This window comes from Paenibacillus contaminans (assembly GCF_003285015.1).
Lineage (GTDB): Bacteria > Bacillota > Bacilli > Paenibacillales > NBRC-103111 > Paenibacillus_V > Paenibacillus_V contaminans.
Genome location: NZ_QMFB01000014.1, coordinates 185,867 through 204,080 on the forward strand (window position 1 = coordinate 185,867; position 18,214 = coordinate 204,080).

The window sequence follows — 18,214 nt, forward strand, 5'->3', positions numbered from 1 at the left end:
CGGCTGTTTTTCTTTGGTTTAAAAGAGAAGAGGAACTGAAACGGGTACGGCGAAGTAATATCAACATCGATTACCGAGAGAGGAGCTGCTATGATTCGATTGTGTTTATGTAAGCAGCAGAAAAAAGTTTATCCGGCGTCGACTGTTCCGTCTCCCGGAAACCCCGCCCGCAATAAAGGCTGGGGCGGCGGTTTATGTCTAGCCTTCGCCGTTGCTGTATGGATAACGGGCTGCTCAACTTCGACGGGCGGCGGCAAGCCGGATGGGGATAAGCCGTCCGTTGCCGGCGTCCAAGAGAACGCGGGCGCTCCCATGCCTACCGCCGCACCTTCCGCATCGCCTCCAGCCGCATCGCCATCATCGCCCGGCAGTCCCGCAGCCGGCTTGGTTAAACCGCTTGGCGCGGCCGGCGAGCTTGCTTCCTATTACGATCGGCATCTTGCCGTCAAGGATGGCGTGTTATACGGCTGGACGACGGGCAGCGCCAAGCCGCAGCGCTTGCTCGAAAACGTCCTGCAAGCCGGAGTCGGGGATACGGCAAGCTACGCGCTTTTAACGGATGGACGATTGGCCGTTTGGGAGGAGGATCCGGCGAAGGCAGCCGTGTTCGTTGACGGGATCGTCAGCTTCTCCGCAGGCAAAACAGGCGTACTTGCGATCAAAAAGGACGGAACGCTGCTGCATTTTGCTTCCCGCGATAAGCCTGGTACCAAGATTGCTAAGGACGTCGTTTTTTCGAGCGTGGGAGACGGGACGGATTATTACATTACCGGGACGGGCGAGCTTTTCGCCAAAGGGTTGGCTCACCGCGGACAATATGGCGACGGCCGCCTGGAAAGCACGGATGAATTCATTCAAGTAGCCGGCGAAGCGGTTCAAGTGAGAGGACATACCGGCCACGCCGTCATGCTCCAGAAGAACGGCGATGTACAAGGAACGGGCGGCAATATTTACGGGCCTCTCGGCAAGCACGGGCTGGGCGATAAAGCGACGACATGGGGGATCATTTTTACCGGCGCGACTATGATTGCTACCGGTTCCTCGCACTCCGCCGCGCTGAAGGAAGATGGGACGTTATGGATTTGGGGAGCCAACGAGGGAACGGAGCCCCGTCAAGTTTTGGAGCAAGTCACTACTGTTGCCGCAGGTAAAGACGTAACGCTTGCCAAGACGAAAGACGGAAGCGTATGGTTCTGGCGAACGGGCGAAAAGCCGGACAAAGTACTGGAATAGGCAATGAAAGCGGGCATGATCAGATGAAACCGACCGCACTATATCACTATTACGAACATTCGCAGGGGCCTTTCCGGAATTTATCCGACTTGCCGATGAAAGAGGCGCAGGAGGTTCAGCGGCAGCTGAAGGAGGCCGGTAAAGGCTTCGCCAGCAAACGGTCGGACGACTATATGAGCATTAGACGGGAGCTTGAGGACAAAGCGAGGCGAATGTTTATTGCAAAAGGCGGGACGCCGCTTAGAAGCCGTCCGCATTATTTAACGCTGGGGGAGACGCCGTGGCTGCAGGAATGGTATAGGGATGCACGAAAAATCGAACTCCCGATCGAGGATTTCAATCCGCAAATCATCAGCTTTACGTATGGCGATCTTTTTCCGACGATGCGATATGGTGACGACAAGCCTTATCGGAAGCAAGTATTTACCTTGCATGAAATATTCAGCATCATCGACGAATTCGGGCTGCCTCAGGAGTGGAATCGTGACGGACTGCACGGACCCGAACGGTACATCGAAGCGCAGGTTTGGGACGACGAGCCTTTGCTTCCATACATCCACAAGCTGAACGAAAAAAGCGGCAAGGAGATAAAATGAATCGAGCAAGGGAATCGAGCCTATTCATTGGTTAATCGTACATTGAAAAAGCAAAGTGAGGGATGAGACTTGAACCGTTCGGCAATCATTGCGGGTGCAGAAAAATTTGCCCGGAACGAACTGGCCGCAGATTCCAGCGGACATGACTGGTGGCACGTATACCGCGTCACGAAATTGGCGCACAAGCTGGCCGCTTTGGAGAACGCAGACGTTTTTATTTGCACCGCAGCCGCCTTGCTTCACGACGTCGCGGACGAAAAGCTGAATCCGTCGAAGGAAGCGGGAATCGCCAAAATTGACGGGTGGCTGAAGGAAAACCGGGCGGATGAGGACGACGCAGCTCACATTGTCGAAATCATCTCGACGATGTCTTATGGAGACAGCGCAGGCAGGCGAATGAGCACGCTTGAGGGCCAAATCGTCCAGGATGCCGACAGACTGGACGCCCTGGGCGCGATCGGAATTGCGAGAACGTTCGCTTTTTCCGGCTGGAAAGGGCAGCTCATGCACGATCCCGGGCTGCCGCCGCGCGAAAATATGACGAAGGAAGAATACCGCAGCGGGAAAAGCACGGCCGTTAATCATTTTTACGAAAAGCTGTTCCGGCTTAAGGAGTTGATGAACACCGCGGCAGCGCGGCAAATGGCGGAGGAAAGGCACCGGTTCATGGAAGATTATTTGAACCAGTTTTATGAAGAATGGGATCCGTCCGACTAGAAAAAATTCCGCGCCGCAGTCACTCCCGTCGTAAGAGCTTTGCCGAAAGTTCCCGCCGGTTCCTTATCGCTCCGCACGCAGCTCCCGGCACTGTGTTTCGCTGGTTGATGGGGGCCGATCGGTCGCATGTTTGGAACACTCACGCCCTCGCTTCCTCGGAAAGTGGTATCCTCCGCTTCCATTTTCCTGTGTCGGATGGCTGAGTTATCGTCGTCGCTGCGAGCGAATGGGGCCGCGCAAATCAAACCGTAGCCCGATCCGCTATTCCATCAGCAGTAACTCGCGTATTTCTTGCTCCGTCAACGCCGATAACGCTTCTTCGCCAGGCGTGATGACGGCATCGATCATATCCTTCTTCCGCTGCTGCAGCTCGATCACTTTTTCTTCGATGGTGCCGTGGCTGACAAGCCGGATGACCTGAACGACGTTTTTCTGGCCGATCCGGTGTGCGCGGTCCGCAGCCTGCTGCTCGACGGCCGGGTTCCACCAAAGGTCGTAGAGGACGACCGTATCCGCCCCCGTCAGATTGAGGCCGGTACCGCCTGCGCGCATCGAGATGAGAAAAATTTCGCGTTCCCCGTCGTTATAACGCTGGCAAAGCTCGACCCGTTGGCTGGAAGGCGTGGACCCGTCCAAATAAAAGAAAGGGATGCCCCGATCCGCCAGCTCGCGGCGAATAATCCCGAGCATTTCCGTGAATTGGGAAAAAATGAGCATGCGCTTGCCCGAGTCCATACATTCTTCCACAATTTCAAGCAGCTGCTCGAGCTTGCCGGAACCGCCGTCGTAGTTTTCCACGAAGAGGGAAGGGTGGCAGCAAATTTGCCGCAGCCGGGTTAAGCCGGCCAAGATTTTGATTCGGCTTTTTTGGAAGCCCTCCGCCTCCAGCTGCTTCGCGGTTTCCTTCTGCAGCTTGGCCAAATAGACGGCATAAAGCTGTTTTTGCTCTTTGGTCAGCTCCGACGTTTGCAGCGATTCGATTTTATCCGGGAGCTCCGACAGTACGTCTTTCTTCATACGGCGCAAAATGAACGGCCGTACCCGTTTCGCTATTTCTTCGCGGGTGAGATTGGCGAATGCTCTTTTGCTGTCGAACAACTCGGGGAAGACGACGTCGAATATCGACCACAGCTCCTCCAGCGAGTTTTCCATCGGCGTTCCGGTCAGCGCGAAACGCTGGGCCGCCATGATGGACTTTACCGCCTGTGCCGTTTGCGTGGCGTGGTTTTTGAACGCTTGCGCTTCATCCAAAATAAGCAGCCGAAATTCGCGTCCCTCATACAGCTCCGTGTCTCTCCGCAGCAGCGGGTAGGAGGTGACCAGTACGTCGATATTCGCTAAGGCGTTCAGCACGTCCTCCCGCTCTTGCTTGTCGCCTACGGCGAGCGCCGTCCGCAGGCCGGGAGCGAAACGCTTCAGCTCATTCCGCCAATTGTACGTCAGCGATGCCGGAGCGACAATCAGCACGGGAGTTCCGGCAACGGCGGTGCGCTCTTCGTGCGCGGACAACATAAGAGCGATGCTTTGCAGCGTTTTGCCTAGGCCCATATCGTCTGCGAGAATGCCGCCGAACCGGTAGAGGCTGAGCGTCCGCATCCATTGATACCCGTATTTTTGATAGTCGCGGAGAATCGGGTTGAGCTGCTCGGGTACGGCGTACTCCAGGTTGTCCGGGTTGCGCAGGTTGTCGAGAAGCTCGCGCAGCGGCTTGCCGATCTTGATTTTGTGAGACTCGGAGCCGGGCTCGAGCAGGTAAAGCCCCCGGACGAGCGGCAATGCCAGCTTCCCGTCTTGGATATCCGATTTGCGAAAGCCCGTTTGTTTCATAAATCCGGCGATATTTTTAAAGCCTTCCTCCTCCAGCGAAACAAAAGCGCCGTCAGGCAAACGATGGTATCTCCGCTTCTCCACAAGACTCCGCAATATTTGGCGGATCAGCTTCTGGCCGATTCCGTCCATATCGAAACGCACCTCAAGCCATTCCGTCCGCTCATCGACATTTACCGTTACTTTGGGCTGAGTCAGAGAGAGCTTCATCCCTTTAACGGCGGCTGTCGCATATACTTCGACAAGACGCTCAAGCGCAGGCAGCAGCTCATATAAGAAACGGTAAACCTCGTCCTCGCCGTCAATCGCGTAATGATCGTCCAGCAGCTCCAGCGCGGCTTGCTCGAGCAAATCCATGATCCGGCTTTCGCGTTCGGTATCGCGTGCGAGAATGAGGTCGGTGCGATCTGGTCTCCCTGTCTCCGGACTGAACGGATCGAAGACGATTTCGCCATAGGCGAACGTGAGCTTAACGATCAGACGATCGTCATCGCGGTCGAGATACAGCTTGGCACGCAAAGGCGCCGTTACGATTTGTCCGGCGATATCCTTGGCGATCGCTACGCTGCCGATTTGCTTGAGGCCGGGAATGACGCGCTGCATGAACGATTCGATCTCCGATTCGGAAATAAGAAGGAGCTTGCGGTCCGCGTGCCTGAACATTTCCTTCATCTCCGCGAGCCTGCGCTGCTGCGCCCCCTTCATCCGGTAAAGCACGCCTTCGGCCACGGTGCATCCGTAGCTTTCCAGCACCGTTACGTCTTCCATGCCGTACATGTCCAATTGAAACGTATCCCAGGCCGGTTTGCTCAGCTGAAAGCTGATCGGCGGCTGTCCTTCCCTCAATTCCAGCCGGTCGCTGATTCGACCGCCATGCTCGAACCGCGCCGTAACGGTTGCGAGCTTATCCTGCAGACGCTCCCAGGTCGCCGGCGGGATGAACAGCGTCCGTCCTTCGGCAGGCGCATAATCGCTTATATAGACGCTTTTGCTTAATGCGCTTCGATAGATGTATTCATTCCTGATCGTTTCGATCAGCTCGCGGATGACCGCCATATCTTGTTCCTTGAAGGCGTGTACTAGCGGATCGTACGTAAAATGCTTCGAAAACTCGAAAGCCGTTCCCCGCTCGACGCTTTCGAGGAACTGTTTAAGCTTCTGGACGACATAGGGGCGCTTCGGCCCGATTTTCATCTCGAGCGTCATCATGCTTTTGCGCGGCGAGGCGGTTGTGACGCCGAAAATAAACTCCGCTTGCAAGGTTTGCCGCCGCTCCGGCAAATAGGTGTTCGCCCGTGCAGCCGGTGCGGATTTCGTGAACAAGGCGATCATATTGCGCGTGAGCAGGGTATCGCGGCCGGAAACGGCGGAATTTTGCGTTTGCCCGGTCCATGAAGAGGAGGCGGCCTCCGACGAATGCGGCTGCGGCGATGCTGACGGTTTGCTAACGGGTACGTAATCGCGGATTTGAAACAGAACGGCCGCGACATGTTTGCAGTATACGTAATAGCTGCCGAAGGCGGGGCATGTACAGCCCGCTTTTGCCACGGCGTTTTTATCGAAAATCACATAAACGTTATATCGATCATCGCCTGAAACGACTGCGTCAAAGCGGTTTTTGTCAGGGTCGAACGACAGCTCGGTCACCCGGCGGGAGAAATAATCGTTTTCGCCTCGCTGATAGGCGCTGCCGCCGCACAACCGTTTGATCTCTTTGTTCGAAAGCGTATTGTAATTCATAGAAAGCTCCTTTGATCTTTGCCGTGCGTGAAGCTTATCGCAGCATGTCTTATGTGAATCTATTATACCATATTAATGGCGGACATACGTTCGTGTGCAGACGAAAACATGCCGATTCAGCCGGACAGCTTTTTCCTTAAACTTCGTTGTATTTTGGGATGAGACGTTATGCTGACAAAAGAAAAACCGCCTGTCCCAACAGTAAAGGGAGGCGGTTCTTGGGGTTATGGCTCGTTTTTCGTATCGCCGGCAGGGGGATTGTCGTAATCCTCGGGCAGCCGGATCCATTGTTTCAAGTAGCCTTGCTCATGCAGCGCCTTCAGCAGGATGATCAGAATCGGCGATAAAATCAAACCTGCGACGCCGAACAGCGACAGCGAAATGATCATAAACGACAGCATCGTGAATGCGGAAACGCCGAGCGAATCGCCGGTAATTTTCGGCTCCATGATTTGTCTGACAATAATGACGACGCCCAGCAGAACGGTGAGCCATATAGCCAGCGTCGTTTCGCCGACGATGAACAAATAGATGATCCACGGGATGAATACGGTGGATACGCCGAGCAAAGGCAGAACATCGAATACGGCGGCCAGCAAGGAGATGGAGAAGGCGCTTTTGACTCCAAGCAGCAGCAGGGCAAGGAAAATGATGACGAACGTAATCGAAACGAGCTTAAACTGCGATTTCAAGTAGCTGACGATGCCGAGAAGCACGTTTTCTTTCAAAAAGTAAAATGCGGTCTTGAAGGTGCGCGGCGTTTTGTCGCGGGCCATTCTCTTCCATAGTTCGATTTCGATGCTCAGGAAGTAGGCCAATATGATGCCGATCGAAAAGTTGATGATAAAGGAAGTGAGCGAAGTTAAGCTGTTCAGAACCGTTTTGAGGAATGTGGTGGCCGCACCTGCGCCCCATTCCGTTATGACGCCGATATATTCTCTGACTTTATCCGAGATGTCCGGAGGAAGCGCCTCCCATTTGCTGCGGAGATAGTCGGCGTGAATGACGATTTGCTCCTGCAAAATTTGCTGGTATCTCGGAATTTTATCGACAAGGTTGATCGTTTGCGATGTAAAAATGATGCCCGCCCCGATCAGAATGCCCAGGACGACAAGCATAAAGACGAGCATGGAGATCGCGGTTGCGATCGACTTTTTGACGCCCCGGCGGTTCAGGCGCTTCGCCAGCGGCTCGATCATCGCGAAGATGAGCAGGGCGAGGAAGATCGGCGTAGCGAGCTTGTACAGGTAGCTGAACAAGAGCATGAACAAGTATATCGTGAGGCCGATCAAGGCGATGTCGAATACGGTTTTATAATACTTTTTGTAGAAGGACAACATGAATACGAATCACCTCGGCCACATTTGTCATAATGATCCATTATAGCACAAAAACCGCCGTCTTCGACAAGTAACGTTTGGACCGCGATAAGTTCGCTCCTCCGTCGTTTCAGGCGTATTGCAATCGGAACGTTCATTTAATACAATAGTACAAAGCACGCTTGTCTGCTGCCGGAATCAACGGATGGAAGCCGGCGAAAGCTCGAACATACAAGGAGATGTCACGATGAACTGCAAAATTACGCGAAACGCCGCAAAAGTTATTTTGCGCGAGATGGAGCAAGAAGAGAACAAAACATTAAAGCTGCGCGTATTCCTTACTCACAAGCACGGCGATCATGCCCACTACGGGCTTGATTTGAGCGAGCAGCAGGAGCACGACGAAGTGGTTGCAACCGATAAAGGCTTCGACGTCCTGCTTGATACGCGCGAGCCGCTGCTGGACGGCGTTTGGGTAGACTACCTATATACACCGGAAGAGGGCTTCGTCATTACGAACCCGAGCAAAGGAAACCACGGGGATCACTAGAATGGCCAAAAACGATATCCGCGTCTGCGACAAATGCAGGCACATGAAGCTGAAAACGGTGCTGCCGAAGCTCGAAAAGCTGGCGCCCGACACCGAGGTCAAGGTTGCATGCAAGTCATATTGCGGGCCTTGCTCGCGTTTCGCATTCATTTTTATTAATGGCCGTTACGTAACGGGAGCCACCGAAGACGAAGCGCTTGAAAAAGCGAGCAAATATGTGAAACGTTAAGACGGACAGGGTCAATAGCCGTTAGACGTAACAAAACGACTCTTAGTAAAGGGTCGTTTTTGTTTTGGAAGGATGAACGCTTGTTGTAAAAAGCAGCGAAAGCCGCCTCCTGAAGGAGGTCCGGCTTTACTGCTTGCCTATCGTTTTGCGTTCCGCCGCCTGCGACAGGGGAATTATTCCGCGCGGGAACCGGTCTCGTAGACGCCGTACGAGCTCACTTTGATGCCGTCATCCGTTTGCGAGACGATCCAATCCCAGCCCCACTTGTATCCGGTCAGCTCAAGAGTGCCTGACTGCTCGCGGATTGTCCATTCGCCGTCCGTCGTTTTTTTGCTTCCATTATAGTGCTCGAACGTGCCGTCCTCGTAAATGTACAACGTCCCGCCGTCGACTCCGTTAACATAACGGCCGCTGCCATCGGCGGAAACGAGCCCCGTGCCTGGAACCCACATGCTCCACTCGCCCAAGAAATATGCCAGATGCGCATCCGCTTCGTATTCGCTCTCGTCTTCTCCGTACGCCTGCTCCTCGTCGGCTCCGGATTGCGACGGATTCTCCGTTCCTCCGCCCTTGATAGTAATCGTTTTCGTCGCATCGTCGAACGTAATTTCCTGACGAAAGTTCTCTCCTACGAAACGGATCGGCACTACGGTCGAACCGTTGACGATTGTGGCGGGAACGTCCATAAAAATCGTTTTGCCGTCGACGATAGCTTCGGAGCTGTCCACGTGCAAGATCATCGTTTGATCGCCGAGGAGCAGCGTAATTTTTTGCTTGTCGCCGTCCCATTCGACTTCGGCCCCCAACGCTTCGCTGACAAACCGCAGCGGAACCATCGTACGTCCGTCGAGAAGGAACGGCGCGACATTCAATTGATGCGCTTTGCCGTTTATGAGGGCATCGGTGCTGTCAAGTTGAAGGACGATAACGTTATCCGCAGCGACGATCGATACTTTTACCGGAGGAGAGACGTATACGGCTTTCCCGGCGGCGTTGTAAGCGACGAATTTGTACAAGTAAATATGACCGGCCAGAACGTATTTGTCCGTAAATTCCGTTTTGTCGAGACGGAAATCGGTCATTTTGACATAGGGTGCGCCATTGTCGGAGCGGAATAAATCCCAGCTCGTATGGCCGTCGAGCTTATTCCACGGAACCGTAATGCTCCCCTCCATGAAAACGTAGCTGGAAACGGCAAGATCCATATCCTCGGCAGGAGAGCCGAGCTCAAGCGTTCCTTTGCTCCCTCCGGACTGGTTGGCAGGTGCTGCGTTGTTTTCGTCAGGCTCCGCATTTTGGCCCGGTTGTTCGCTTTCCGCTTCCAAGACGAAGGAGAAAAACACTTTCTGAATCGAAGCTCCGTTATCCGGCGTAAAGCGGTCGATCCGCAATTTCGCGTACGTGCCGTCGTGCAGAACGACTAGATATACCACACCTTTCGTCAAAGTAAGCGAGTTCGTAAACCCGCTTTGCCCGCTGTCCGTCGGATCGCTCAGCTCCTCGTCTTCGAGCAGCAAAATGCCGTTGGCGCCGATGCTTCCATACTGATTGATGACCAGATCGGCCTCGCTGCTTTTTGTCGTTGTTTTCATCGTCGACAGCTTCAAGCCGCCTTTATCGAGGACGTTACCGGACCAGTTGAGCGTATGCGGGTGCAAATTTTCGTATGTGCCGGTTTGCACTTGCCCCCATTTGATTACAGCTGCGCCGCGGGCTTCCGCAGGAAATAAAGCGAACATGCCGAGCAGGCACAAAACTGTAAAAATCGAAAAAGCCTTTTTCAAGCTCGACTCCCCCTCATTCATGATTTGAAAATCAGAAGCAGTATAACAAAGCCGATCTTACAAACAACTTACAAAGTCGTTTACAAAAGCTTCATCTCCCGTTGATACGATGCAAACAGTTCCCCGTTAAGCTGATTTTAATGAGAAATCGGTTCGATAAAAGGGGAGGGCTAAATCATGAAACTATGGAGACTTATACGCAGAAGAAAGATGATGATCGGCGCCATCGCGTTAACTTTGACGGTCGGAGCAACGGCGGCGCAAGCGGCGGGGGCGGATAAAATCACGCTTCCAATACCGGTGAATTTTCCGATTTTCAGCGGCGGGGCTAAGGTAGAGGTCGATAAAGAGGCGGTCGTGATCGACGGGAGCACTTACTTGCCGCTGCGCGCTTTCGGAGAGGCTCTTGGCAAGCAGATTGACTGGAACGATTGGGAACGGACGATTACGTTGAAAAATGCGCCGAAGCTAAAATCGGTGTCGACGTGGAACAATCCCGGAGCGCTTGGCAAAGGGATCAGCGAAGGCGGTTTTTCCGGTTTGACGCGTATTCCGGGCGACCCGGAAAATGTATTCTACACGCTGGCCGACCGCGGTCCGAACGGGCAAGTGGGCAAAGACAAGCTGCGTACGTTTCCGGTTGACGATTTCCAGCCGCGCATCTACAAAATCAAAGCGGACGGCGAAAAGCTTGAAATTCTCGAGACGATCAAGCTGCAGCTTCCGGAAGGCAAGACGGATGCGGTAACGAAATCGAGGTTTATTACCGGGCTGCCCAATATGGTAGGAGCGGACGAAATTCCTTATGACGAGCTGGGGCAAAAAGAGCTATCCTACGATCCGGACGGTCTTGATCTGGAAGGGATCGCCTATAATCCGAACGACGATACGTTCTGGCTGGCGGACGAATACCGTCCTTCCCTCGTTCAGGTGAAGCGGGACGGCACGGTGCTGAAACGGTTCGTACCGTTCGGCGCGAAGCAAGCGCTGGCAGGCGCGCAGACGGATATCGTCGAGCTGTTTCCCGCCTTTTACAATAAACGCGTACCTAATCGCGGCTTCGAGGGCGTGACGATTACGCCAGACGGCAAAACCTTGTATGCGTCGATCCAAAGCCCGCTTGCGCTGCCGGATCAGAAGACGTCGGACAATTCCCGCAATCTGCGCATCCTCAAAATGGATTTGTCCAAACAGGAGCTAGTCGGCGAATATGTATACTACGCGGAGAATGCCGCATCGTACGAAGGAATCAAGCAAAAGGATCAGGTCATCAGCGATCTCTTCGCACTGTCCTCGAACGTCCTGTTGGTCGACGAGCGCGACAAAATGGCAGGCAAGGAAGCACAGGTGAAACGGATTTACAAGTCGGATTTCAGCAAAGCGACCAATCTGCTCGGCACGGATTACAGTGCCAATCTCGAAGCGATGCCACAGGAAATGCTGCGCCAAGCCGGCATCGTGCCGGTAACGAAAGAGCTGATCGTCGACTTCGTTAAGCTAGGTTATCCGCATGAGAAAATCGAAGGTATCGTAGCCGTCGACAAAAGGACGATCGCGATCGTGAACGATAACGATTTTGCCGTCAATTACGACGAGCAGGGCAAGCTGTCGCTGACCGGGACGCCGACGCAGATGCATGTGGTGGAGCTGCAGGAAGATTTGTATTAGATGAGGGGAGCCTATCCGAAGCGGGTGGGCTTTTTTTATTTGAAGCGATGAGAGATGGGGGGATAACTGAATGATGAGCTATTCCAGCCGAGGTATCTCCTTACGGTCACTCTTGCAATCAGGAAATTTTGAACAATAACCCCAATGTTATTTCCCGATTGCAAAGGCGAACGCTAACGCTCCTTCAGGAGATACCCCCGCTTCCATAGACCATCATTATTAACTCGATACCTTTCATAAAAAGAGCCCATCCCTAAACGAATAGTCTCCTGTTTGGGAGCAGGAAAAGGAAACAGCCTTATCCAACCGCCAAACGGTCGAATAAGGCTGATTTTGTTGGATCAGTACAGATGGCAGGCTGCAAAGTGGCCCGGCTCGATTTCGTTCAGCTTCGGTACGACAGAAGCGCAAACGTCCATCGCATGCGGGCAGCGCGTCCGGAACGGACAACCGCTCGGCGGGTTGAGCGGGCTTGGGATTTCGCCCTGAAGAATAATTCGTTCGCGCGTGCGTTCGACCTCCGGATCAGGGATCGGAATGGCCGACAGCAGCGATTGCGTATACGGATGGAGCGGCTTGGCGTACAGCTGGCTCGACGATGTCACTTCGACGAGCTTGCCGAGATACATCACGCCGATCCTGTCGGAAATATGCTTGACCATGGCGAGGTCGTGCGCGATGAACAAGTAGGTCAAGCCGTGTTCTTTTTGCAGCTTCATGAACAGGTTGACGACTTGCGCTTGCACGGACACGTCGAGCGCGGAAATCGGTTCGTCCGCGATGATGAATTTCGGCTCGATAGCGAGCGCCCGGGCAATGCCGATCCGCTGGCGCTGGCCGCCGGAAAACTCATGAGGGAACCGGCTCGCATGCTCCTCGTTTAAGCCGACGGCTTGCAGCAGCTCGCTGATGCGTGCTTTGCGTTTTTTGCCGCTGTACAAGCCGTGAATATCGATGCCTTCGGCGATAATGTTGCCGACCGTCATACGCGGGTTCAGCGAAGCGTAAGGATCCTGGAACACCATCTGCATGTCGCGGTTGAATTGCTTCAGGTCCTTGCCTTTCATTTTGTGCACGTTTTTGCCGTTAAAAAGCACTTCGCCGCCCGTAGCTTCATACAGATTGATAATCGTGCGGCCCGCCGTCGATTTCCCGCAGCCGGATTCGCCTACGAGACCGAACGTTTCACCGCGTTTGATCGCGAACGTCAAATCCTCGACGGCTTTCAGCGTTTGGCCGGAGCCGACCTGAAAATGCTTTTGCAAATGGTTCACTTCAAGAATATGCTGTTCAGCCATGTGCTTGTTCACCTACTTCCAGCGGCCGGTTTACCTTCGGCGCATCGGGATGGAGCAGCCAGCATGCCGCGCTGTGACGGTCGGTAATCGGCGTATGTGCAGGATCGTTATCCTTGCATACCTGCATCGCGTAAGGGCATCTTGCGGCAAAGCTGCATCCCTTGGGCGGCGCGAATAAATCGGGCGGCGATCCGGGAATCGGCGAGAGCTCGCTTTTGCTGTCGCTGTCGAGCCGGGGGACGGAACGCAGCAATCCCCAAGTATAAGGATGCCGGGAATTGTAAAATATGTCCTCAAGCGTTCCTTCCTCGACCACCTTGCCCGCATACATGACGATAACACGCTGCGCAATATCCGCGACGACGCCAAGATCATGCGTAATGATGATGATGGCGGTATCGGTTTTGTGCTGGATTTGCTTCATCAGGTCGAGAATTTGCGCCTGAATCGTAACGTCGAGCGCCGTCGTCGGTTCGTCCGCGATCAGCAGCTTCGGATTGCAGGCCAGCGATATGGCGATCATGACCCGCTGCCGCATCCCGCCGGACAACTCGTGCGGATATTGGTGAATGCGTCCTTGCGGATTGGACATGCCGACGAGCTTCAGCATTTCGATCGCGCGCTCGTTCGCTTGCTTTTTGCTCATGTTCTGATGCTTGATCAAGCCTTCGGTAATTTGCGCGCCGATCGTCATCGTCGGGTTGAGAGATGTCATCGGATCTTGAAAAATCATGCCCATCTCCGAACCGCGCAGCTTTTCCATCGCCTTGTCGGACATTCTTGTAATTTCGTGCTTGCCGTTGAATAGAACGGATGAGCCTTCTTTAATATGGCTGGGCGGTGTCGGAATCAGACGCATGATCGTTTGCGCCGTTACCGATTTGCCGCAGCCCGATTCGCCTACGATGGCGAGCACTTCGCCTTTATCCAAATGAAAAGAGACGCCGCGAACAGCCTGGATCTCCCCTACGTACGTTTTGAAGGACACTCTTAAATCGTCTACATCCAAAATACGGTTCTCCATCTGACTCCCTCCTTTACAAAACCCTAAAAATAAAGCGACGTTATGCTGCGGCAGCAAACGTTATTTCCGCATTTTCGGATCGAGCGCATCGCGCAGGCCATCGCCGAGCAAGTTGAAGCTGAGTAAAATCAAACTGAATATCGCTGTCGGAAACAGCAGACGATGCGGATGATAACGCATATAGTTCGCTCCGTCGCTCAAGAGCGTTCCGAGCGAAGCGAGCGGAGGTCTAATGCCCAGTCCGACGAAGCTCAGAAAGGCCTCGACGAAAATCGCGCCGGGTACGACGAACGTAATTTGCACGATGATGATCCCGAGCGCATTGGGAATCAGGTGCTTGGCGATGATTCGAAAGCCGCCTGCCCCGAGCGTACGGGAAGCCAGTACGAATTCCTGCTCCTTGAGCGTCAATATTTGACCGCGCACGAGCCTTGCCATCGGCACCCAGCCGGTGATCGTATACGCGATAATGATCGTCCATATGCCCGGACCGATAATCATAATCATCAGAATCGTAATCAGCAGGAACGGAACGGCATACACGATTTCGATAAAACGCTGCATGATATCGTCGATACGTCCGCCGTAATAGGCGGAAATGCCGCCATACAGGACGCCGACAAGCAGATCGATAAGCGCGGCGGTTATGCCGATGAATAGTGAAATTCGGGTACCCCACCAAACCCGTGTCCACAGATCGCGGCCGAAATCGTCCGTCCCGAAAAAGTGTTCGCCGGAAGGGCGCTGGTTTTTCATGGCGAGATCTTGCGTCTGGTAATCGTAGGACGAAAACAGCGGCGCAAAGATCGCCAGCAGCAGCAGGACAACCAATATGATCAATCCGGCCATAGCCAGACGGTTTTTCTTAAGCCTCCTCCACGCATCCTGCCAATAAGTCAAGGAAGGCCGCACGATAGCGTCCGACTTCAGTTCTCTTTCTAACGGTTGAAACTGGTCCTTGGAAATGGTCTCCATCTGCGATTACCTCCCTTTCCCCAAACGTATGCGCGGATCGATAATGCCGTACAAAATATCGGTAATGAACAAAACCACTACAAGAATGACGGAGTAAAAAATGGTCAAGCCGGCAATCATCGTGTAATCGTTCGAATAAACGGACGTTACGAACTGCTTGCCAAGCCCAGGAACGGCGAAAATTTGCTCAACGACCAGCGTTCCCGTTATCACATTGACAAAAATCGGACCGAGAATCGTGACGACGGGCAAAATGGCGTTTCGCAGCGTATGCTTCCATACGATCGAATTGCGGGTAAGCCCTTTGGCTCTGGCGGTTTTCATATAATCCTGATTGAGGACGTCGAGCATGGAGGTGCGCATCATTCTCGCCAAAATCGCAATCGTGCCGAACGAAAGCGTCAGCGCCGGCAAAATCCGATGCTCGGGCGTCGTCCATAATGCGGCGGGGAATATTTTCCAATGTACGGCAAATAACCAGGCCAGCAGCGGCCCTAAAACAAAGGAGGGGATGGACACCCCTAACACGGCGATAAACATTGCTGAATAGTCGAGCGTTTTATTGTGGTTCAAAGCGGCGATCAAGCCGAGAATAAGCCCGACGACGATCGCGAATGCGAGCGAGATCAGACCCAGCTCGAGCGAAACCGGGAAGCCCTGCGCGATGATATCCGTCACATGGCGAGTTGGAAATTGGAACGAAACGCCCAAATCCCCGTGCAAAATGTCGTTCATAAACTTTACATACTGCTGCCACATCGGCTTGTCCAAGCCGTACTGTTGAATCAGCAGCATTTTATTTTCCGGCGAAAGCTTTTGGGAGGCTTCTCCGAACGGATCGCCAGGCAAATTTTTCATCAGAACGAAAGTCAGCGTAGCAATCAGCCATAGCGTAATCAGCATGTAAGCGAAACGTCTAATTGTAAATTTTATCATCGGGTCACCTCCTGATAAAAAGCATAAGCCGGCCTATCCGCAGGAAAAGAAGGGGGCCGTTCTAGCCAAAAAATAGAACGGTCCATTCTTTTTCGCTTACAGATACCGAACTACTTGATCGATGTCCAGCGCACTTCCCACTCGGGACCGAAAGGCGGCAAAATCAGATCCTGCACGCTCGGACGCAGCGCATAAGGCTTGGAGCGGAAGTAGATCGGTGCGATGCCGGTATCGTCCAGCAAAATTTTCTCCGCATCCGCAAGCAGCTTCGCACGCTCGGCAGGCTTAACTTCCATATCCGCCTTTTTGATGAGCTCATCGAACTGCTTGTTCGACCATTGGCCGCGATTGAACGGATGGTCGGACAGGAACATGTCAAGGAAAGTCATAGGATCGTTATAGTCGGCGCCCCACAGCGACAGCACGATGTCGAAATCGCGTTTCTCGGAACGGTCCAGACGAAGCTTATGAGGTACAGGCTCGGTGATCGCGTCTACGCCGAGGTTTTTACGCCATTGCTCGATGATGAACTCCAGCGATTTTTTGGACGTCTCGGTATCGTCGCCGAGCAGCTTAATTTGCGGCAAAGCCGTCATATTCAGTTCTTTCAGACCGTCTTGCAGAAGCTGCTTCGCTTTTGCAGCGTCGAAGGACGCCTGCACATTGTTTTTCGCCGTCACCGTACGGAATTCATTGCCGTTCCCGTCGGAAGTACCGCCCGGAACGACGCCTGTCGAAGCGACGGAGCCGTTGCTGATAACCGTATCGACAAAGCCTTTGCGGTCAATCGCCATGCTGAGGGCCGCGCGAATTTTAGCGTTCGCAAAGGCGGGAATTTTCTTTTCCTGGAACTCCAGGTATACGTTCGTCAATTCTTTTTTGATCGCCAAGTCGGGCTTGTTTAAATACGCTTGGTATTGATCGCCCTTAAGCTCGGTTAAGTCGGCTTCGCCGGTTTCGTACAAATTCAAGCCGGAATTCGTATCTTTTACGATATTGATCGTAATCTTGTCGAGCTTGACGTTGGCGGCATCCCAATATTTTTCGTTTTTAACGAGCTCGATGGACTGTTCGTGATTCCATTTCGTCAGCTTGTACGGACCTGCACCGATTACTTTGTCGGCGTCGGCGCCGTTCTTCTCTCCGAGCGGATCGACGAAAGCCTGCTTTTGCGGGAAGTAGTTGAGGAAAGCCAGTATCTCGGTAAAGAAAGCGACCGGCTTCTCGAGCTTAATCTCCAGCGTTTTGTCGTCTTTCGCCACGGCTCCGAGTTCTTTTTTCTTTGCTGCGATCTCGTCAGGCGTTTTGGCTTTCATGATGGCGTCTCCGCCTTTAATCCAAGCGATAACGAAAGCGTATTCCGCCTTCGTATTCGGATCGAGCGAGCGCTGGAACGAGTAAACGAAATCTTGAGCCGTTACCGGCGTGCCGTCCGCCCAATTGGCATCGCGAAGCGTGATCGTGTAGGTCAGGCCGTCCTCGGAAATTTTCGGCATATCCTTGGCAAGAGCCGGTGTCGGCTTGCCGCTTTTGTCAAGTCTGTATAAGCCCTCGTGTACCGCGTTCAAAATATTGAAGCTGGCGACGGAAGAAGCTTTGGAAACGTCCAAAGCAGGGGGTTCCGCACCGGTGTTGATTCTCAATTCCTGTGCAGCGGTTTTGCCTGGGCTTGTCCCTGGCGTTTGGTTCTCCTCTTTCTTGGCGCAACCGATCGCTGCTGTCCCGACAAGCGAAAGCACCAATGCGGTTGACATGACTTTTTTCAAGCTCATCACTGTGTATTGCCTCCCCTTAAGATTGGAAATGGTTAAACAAAAAGCTGAGTAAATGTCGTGTTTTAGACGTTTATGTAAGTGCTTACACAACATTGACACTTTTGATTATACAACCGCGGGATGATAAAATCTTGTAGTAAATAATAACACTAGATATTATAATTAACGGTTTTTCTGTATGGAACTGTACTTGGAAATGGGATATTTAACTATTTTGAATAAAAAGAACGCAGAGATAAACAGATGTTCGAAAGGGTAAACGAGCAGCAATTCCCAATTCGATCGTATGTTTAGACTTCCAAAATTACCGTAAATTATTCGATGAAGGTAATAAAAAAAAAGGGCGATTGGGTAAGCGTATTTCTCAAAATATCAGCCAGAATTTATATGTTTCACAATTACTTAAGCCTGATATTTCATCGGTAAACGCGCCTGTCCTAGGCTTATGCTTACGAAGTCGCTTTCTTTGAAAGCGTTTAGGACGGCGAAGCGTTTATCCTTGGTTCTTGCCTTCTAAATGAAAATGAAAATCATTCTTGACAA

The 18,214-nt window shown here is 52.9% G+C and carries 14 protein-coding genes; 6 read left to right on the forward strand and 8 right to left on the reverse strand.

Translation table 11 applies throughout. The annotated features are described in order from the left end of the window. Positions 1 to 90 precede the first annotated feature (90 nt). The 3 genes from DQG23_RS23060 to DQG23_RS23070 all read left to right on the forward strand — a co-directional run bounded on the left by DQG23_RS23060 (position 91) and on the right by DQG23_RS23070 (position 2,546). A complete protein-coding gene (locus DQG23_RS23060; RefSeq protein WP_113033237.1) occupies positions 91 to 1,233 on the forward strand; it encodes an RCC1 domain-containing protein in 1,143 nt (380 codons plus the stop codon). Positions 1,234 to 1,256: 23 nt separating this feature from the next. Next, positions 1,257 to 1,829 (forward strand): hypothetical protein, encoded by a 573-nt coding sequence (locus DQG23_RS23065; RefSeq protein ID WP_113033238.1) that lies wholly within the window; start codon positions 1,257 to 1,259, stop codon positions 1,827 to 1,829. A 69-nt stretch (positions 1,830 to 1,898) separates the two neighbouring features. Beyond that, on the forward strand, positions 1,899 to 2,546 hold the full coding sequence (locus DQG23_RS23070) for an HD domain-containing protein (protein WP_113033239.1): 648 nt from the start codon (positions 1,899 to 1,901) through the stop codon (positions 2,544 to 2,546). Positions 2,547 to 2,807: 261 nt separating this feature from the next. On the opposite strand, the gene DQG23_RS23075 is transcribed toward DQG23_RS23070, so the two are convergent. Together DQG23_RS23075 and ytvI are read right to left on the reverse strand one after the other, a co-directional pair. Continuing rightward, on the reverse strand, positions 2,808 to 6,113 hold the full coding sequence (locus DQG23_RS23075) for a DEAD/DEAH box helicase (RefSeq protein WP_113033240.1): 3,306 nt from the start codon (positions 6,111 to 6,113) through the stop codon (positions 2,808 to 2,810). A 224-nt stretch (positions 6,114 to 6,337) separates the two neighbouring features. Beyond that, positions 6,338 to 7,453: a sporulation integral membrane protein YtvI gene (gene ytvI / locus DQG23_RS23080; RefSeq protein ID WP_113033241.1), complete on the reverse strand. Its 1,116-nt coding sequence runs from the start codon at positions 7,451 to 7,453 to the stop codon at positions 6,338 to 6,340. Between the two features lie 226 nt (positions 7,454 to 7,679). Here ytvI and DQG23_RS23085 point away from each other — a divergent pair, with 226 nt between their 5' ends. Then, complete coding sequence (locus DQG23_RS23085) at positions 7,680 to 7,982, forward strand: HesB/IscA family protein (RefSeq protein WP_113033295.1); 303 nt, start codon at positions 7,680 to 7,682, stop codon at positions 7,980 to 7,982. 1 nt (position 7,983) lies between these two features. After that, entirely contained in the window at positions 7,984 to 8,211 is a 228-nt protein-coding gene (locus DQG23_RS23090; RefSeq protein WP_113033242.1) for a YuzB family protein, read from the forward strand. A gap of 173 nt (positions 8,212 to 8,384) precedes the next feature. Here the strand turns inward: DQG23_RS23090 and DQG23_RS42615 are convergent, their stop codons facing one another. Next, on the reverse strand, positions 8,385 to 9,995 hold the full coding sequence (locus DQG23_RS42615; RefSeq protein ID WP_192894619.1) for a copper amine oxidase N-terminal domain-containing protein: 1,611 nt from the start codon (positions 9,993 to 9,995) through the stop codon (positions 8,385 to 8,387). Positions 9,996 to 10,172: 177 nt separating this feature from the next. Between DQG23_RS42615 and DQG23_RS23100 the strand changes: the two genes are divergently transcribed. Beyond that, positions 10,173 to 11,663, forward strand: coding sequence for an esterase-like activity of phytase family protein (locus DQG23_RS23100; RefSeq protein WP_113033243.1), 1,491 nt, complete (start codon positions 10,173 to 10,175; stop codon positions 11,661 to 11,663). A 341-nt stretch (positions 11,664 to 12,004) separates the two neighbouring features. Here DQG23_RS23100 and DQG23_RS23105 read toward each other — a convergent pair whose 3' ends face one another. The 5 genes from DQG23_RS23105 to DQG23_RS23125 form a co-directional block, all read right to left on the reverse strand. Beyond that, on the reverse strand, positions 12,005 to 12,961 hold the full coding sequence (locus tag DQG23_RS23105; RefSeq protein WP_113033244.1) for an ABC transporter ATP-binding protein: 957 nt from the start codon (positions 12,959 to 12,961) through the stop codon (positions 12,005 to 12,007). Continuing rightward, complete coding sequence (locus tag DQG23_RS23110; protein WP_113033245.1) at positions 12,954 to 13,985, reverse strand: ABC transporter ATP-binding protein; 1,032 nt, start codon at positions 13,983 to 13,985, stop codon at positions 12,954 to 12,956. The genes DQG23_RS23105 and DQG23_RS23110 overlap by 8 nt, the downstream gene beginning before the upstream one ends. A 60-nt stretch (positions 13,986 to 14,045) precedes the next feature. After that, positions 14,046 to 14,960 (reverse strand): ABC transporter permease, encoded by a 915-nt coding sequence (locus tag DQG23_RS23115; RefSeq protein WP_113033246.1) that lies wholly within the window; start codon positions 14,958 to 14,960, stop codon positions 14,046 to 14,048. 6 nt (positions 14,961 to 14,966) lie between these two features. After that, positions 14,967 to 15,896 (reverse strand): ABC transporter permease, encoded by a 930-nt coding sequence (locus DQG23_RS23120; RefSeq protein ID WP_113033247.1) that lies wholly within the window; start codon positions 15,894 to 15,896, stop codon positions 14,967 to 14,969. A gap of 110 nt (positions 15,897 to 16,006) precedes the next feature. Continuing rightward, a complete protein-coding gene (locus DQG23_RS23125) occupies positions 16,007 to 17,668 on the reverse strand; it encodes a peptide ABC transporter substrate-binding protein (protein ID WP_113033248.1) in 1,662 nt (553 codons plus the stop codon). Positions 17,669 to 18,214 lie beyond the last annotated feature (546 nt).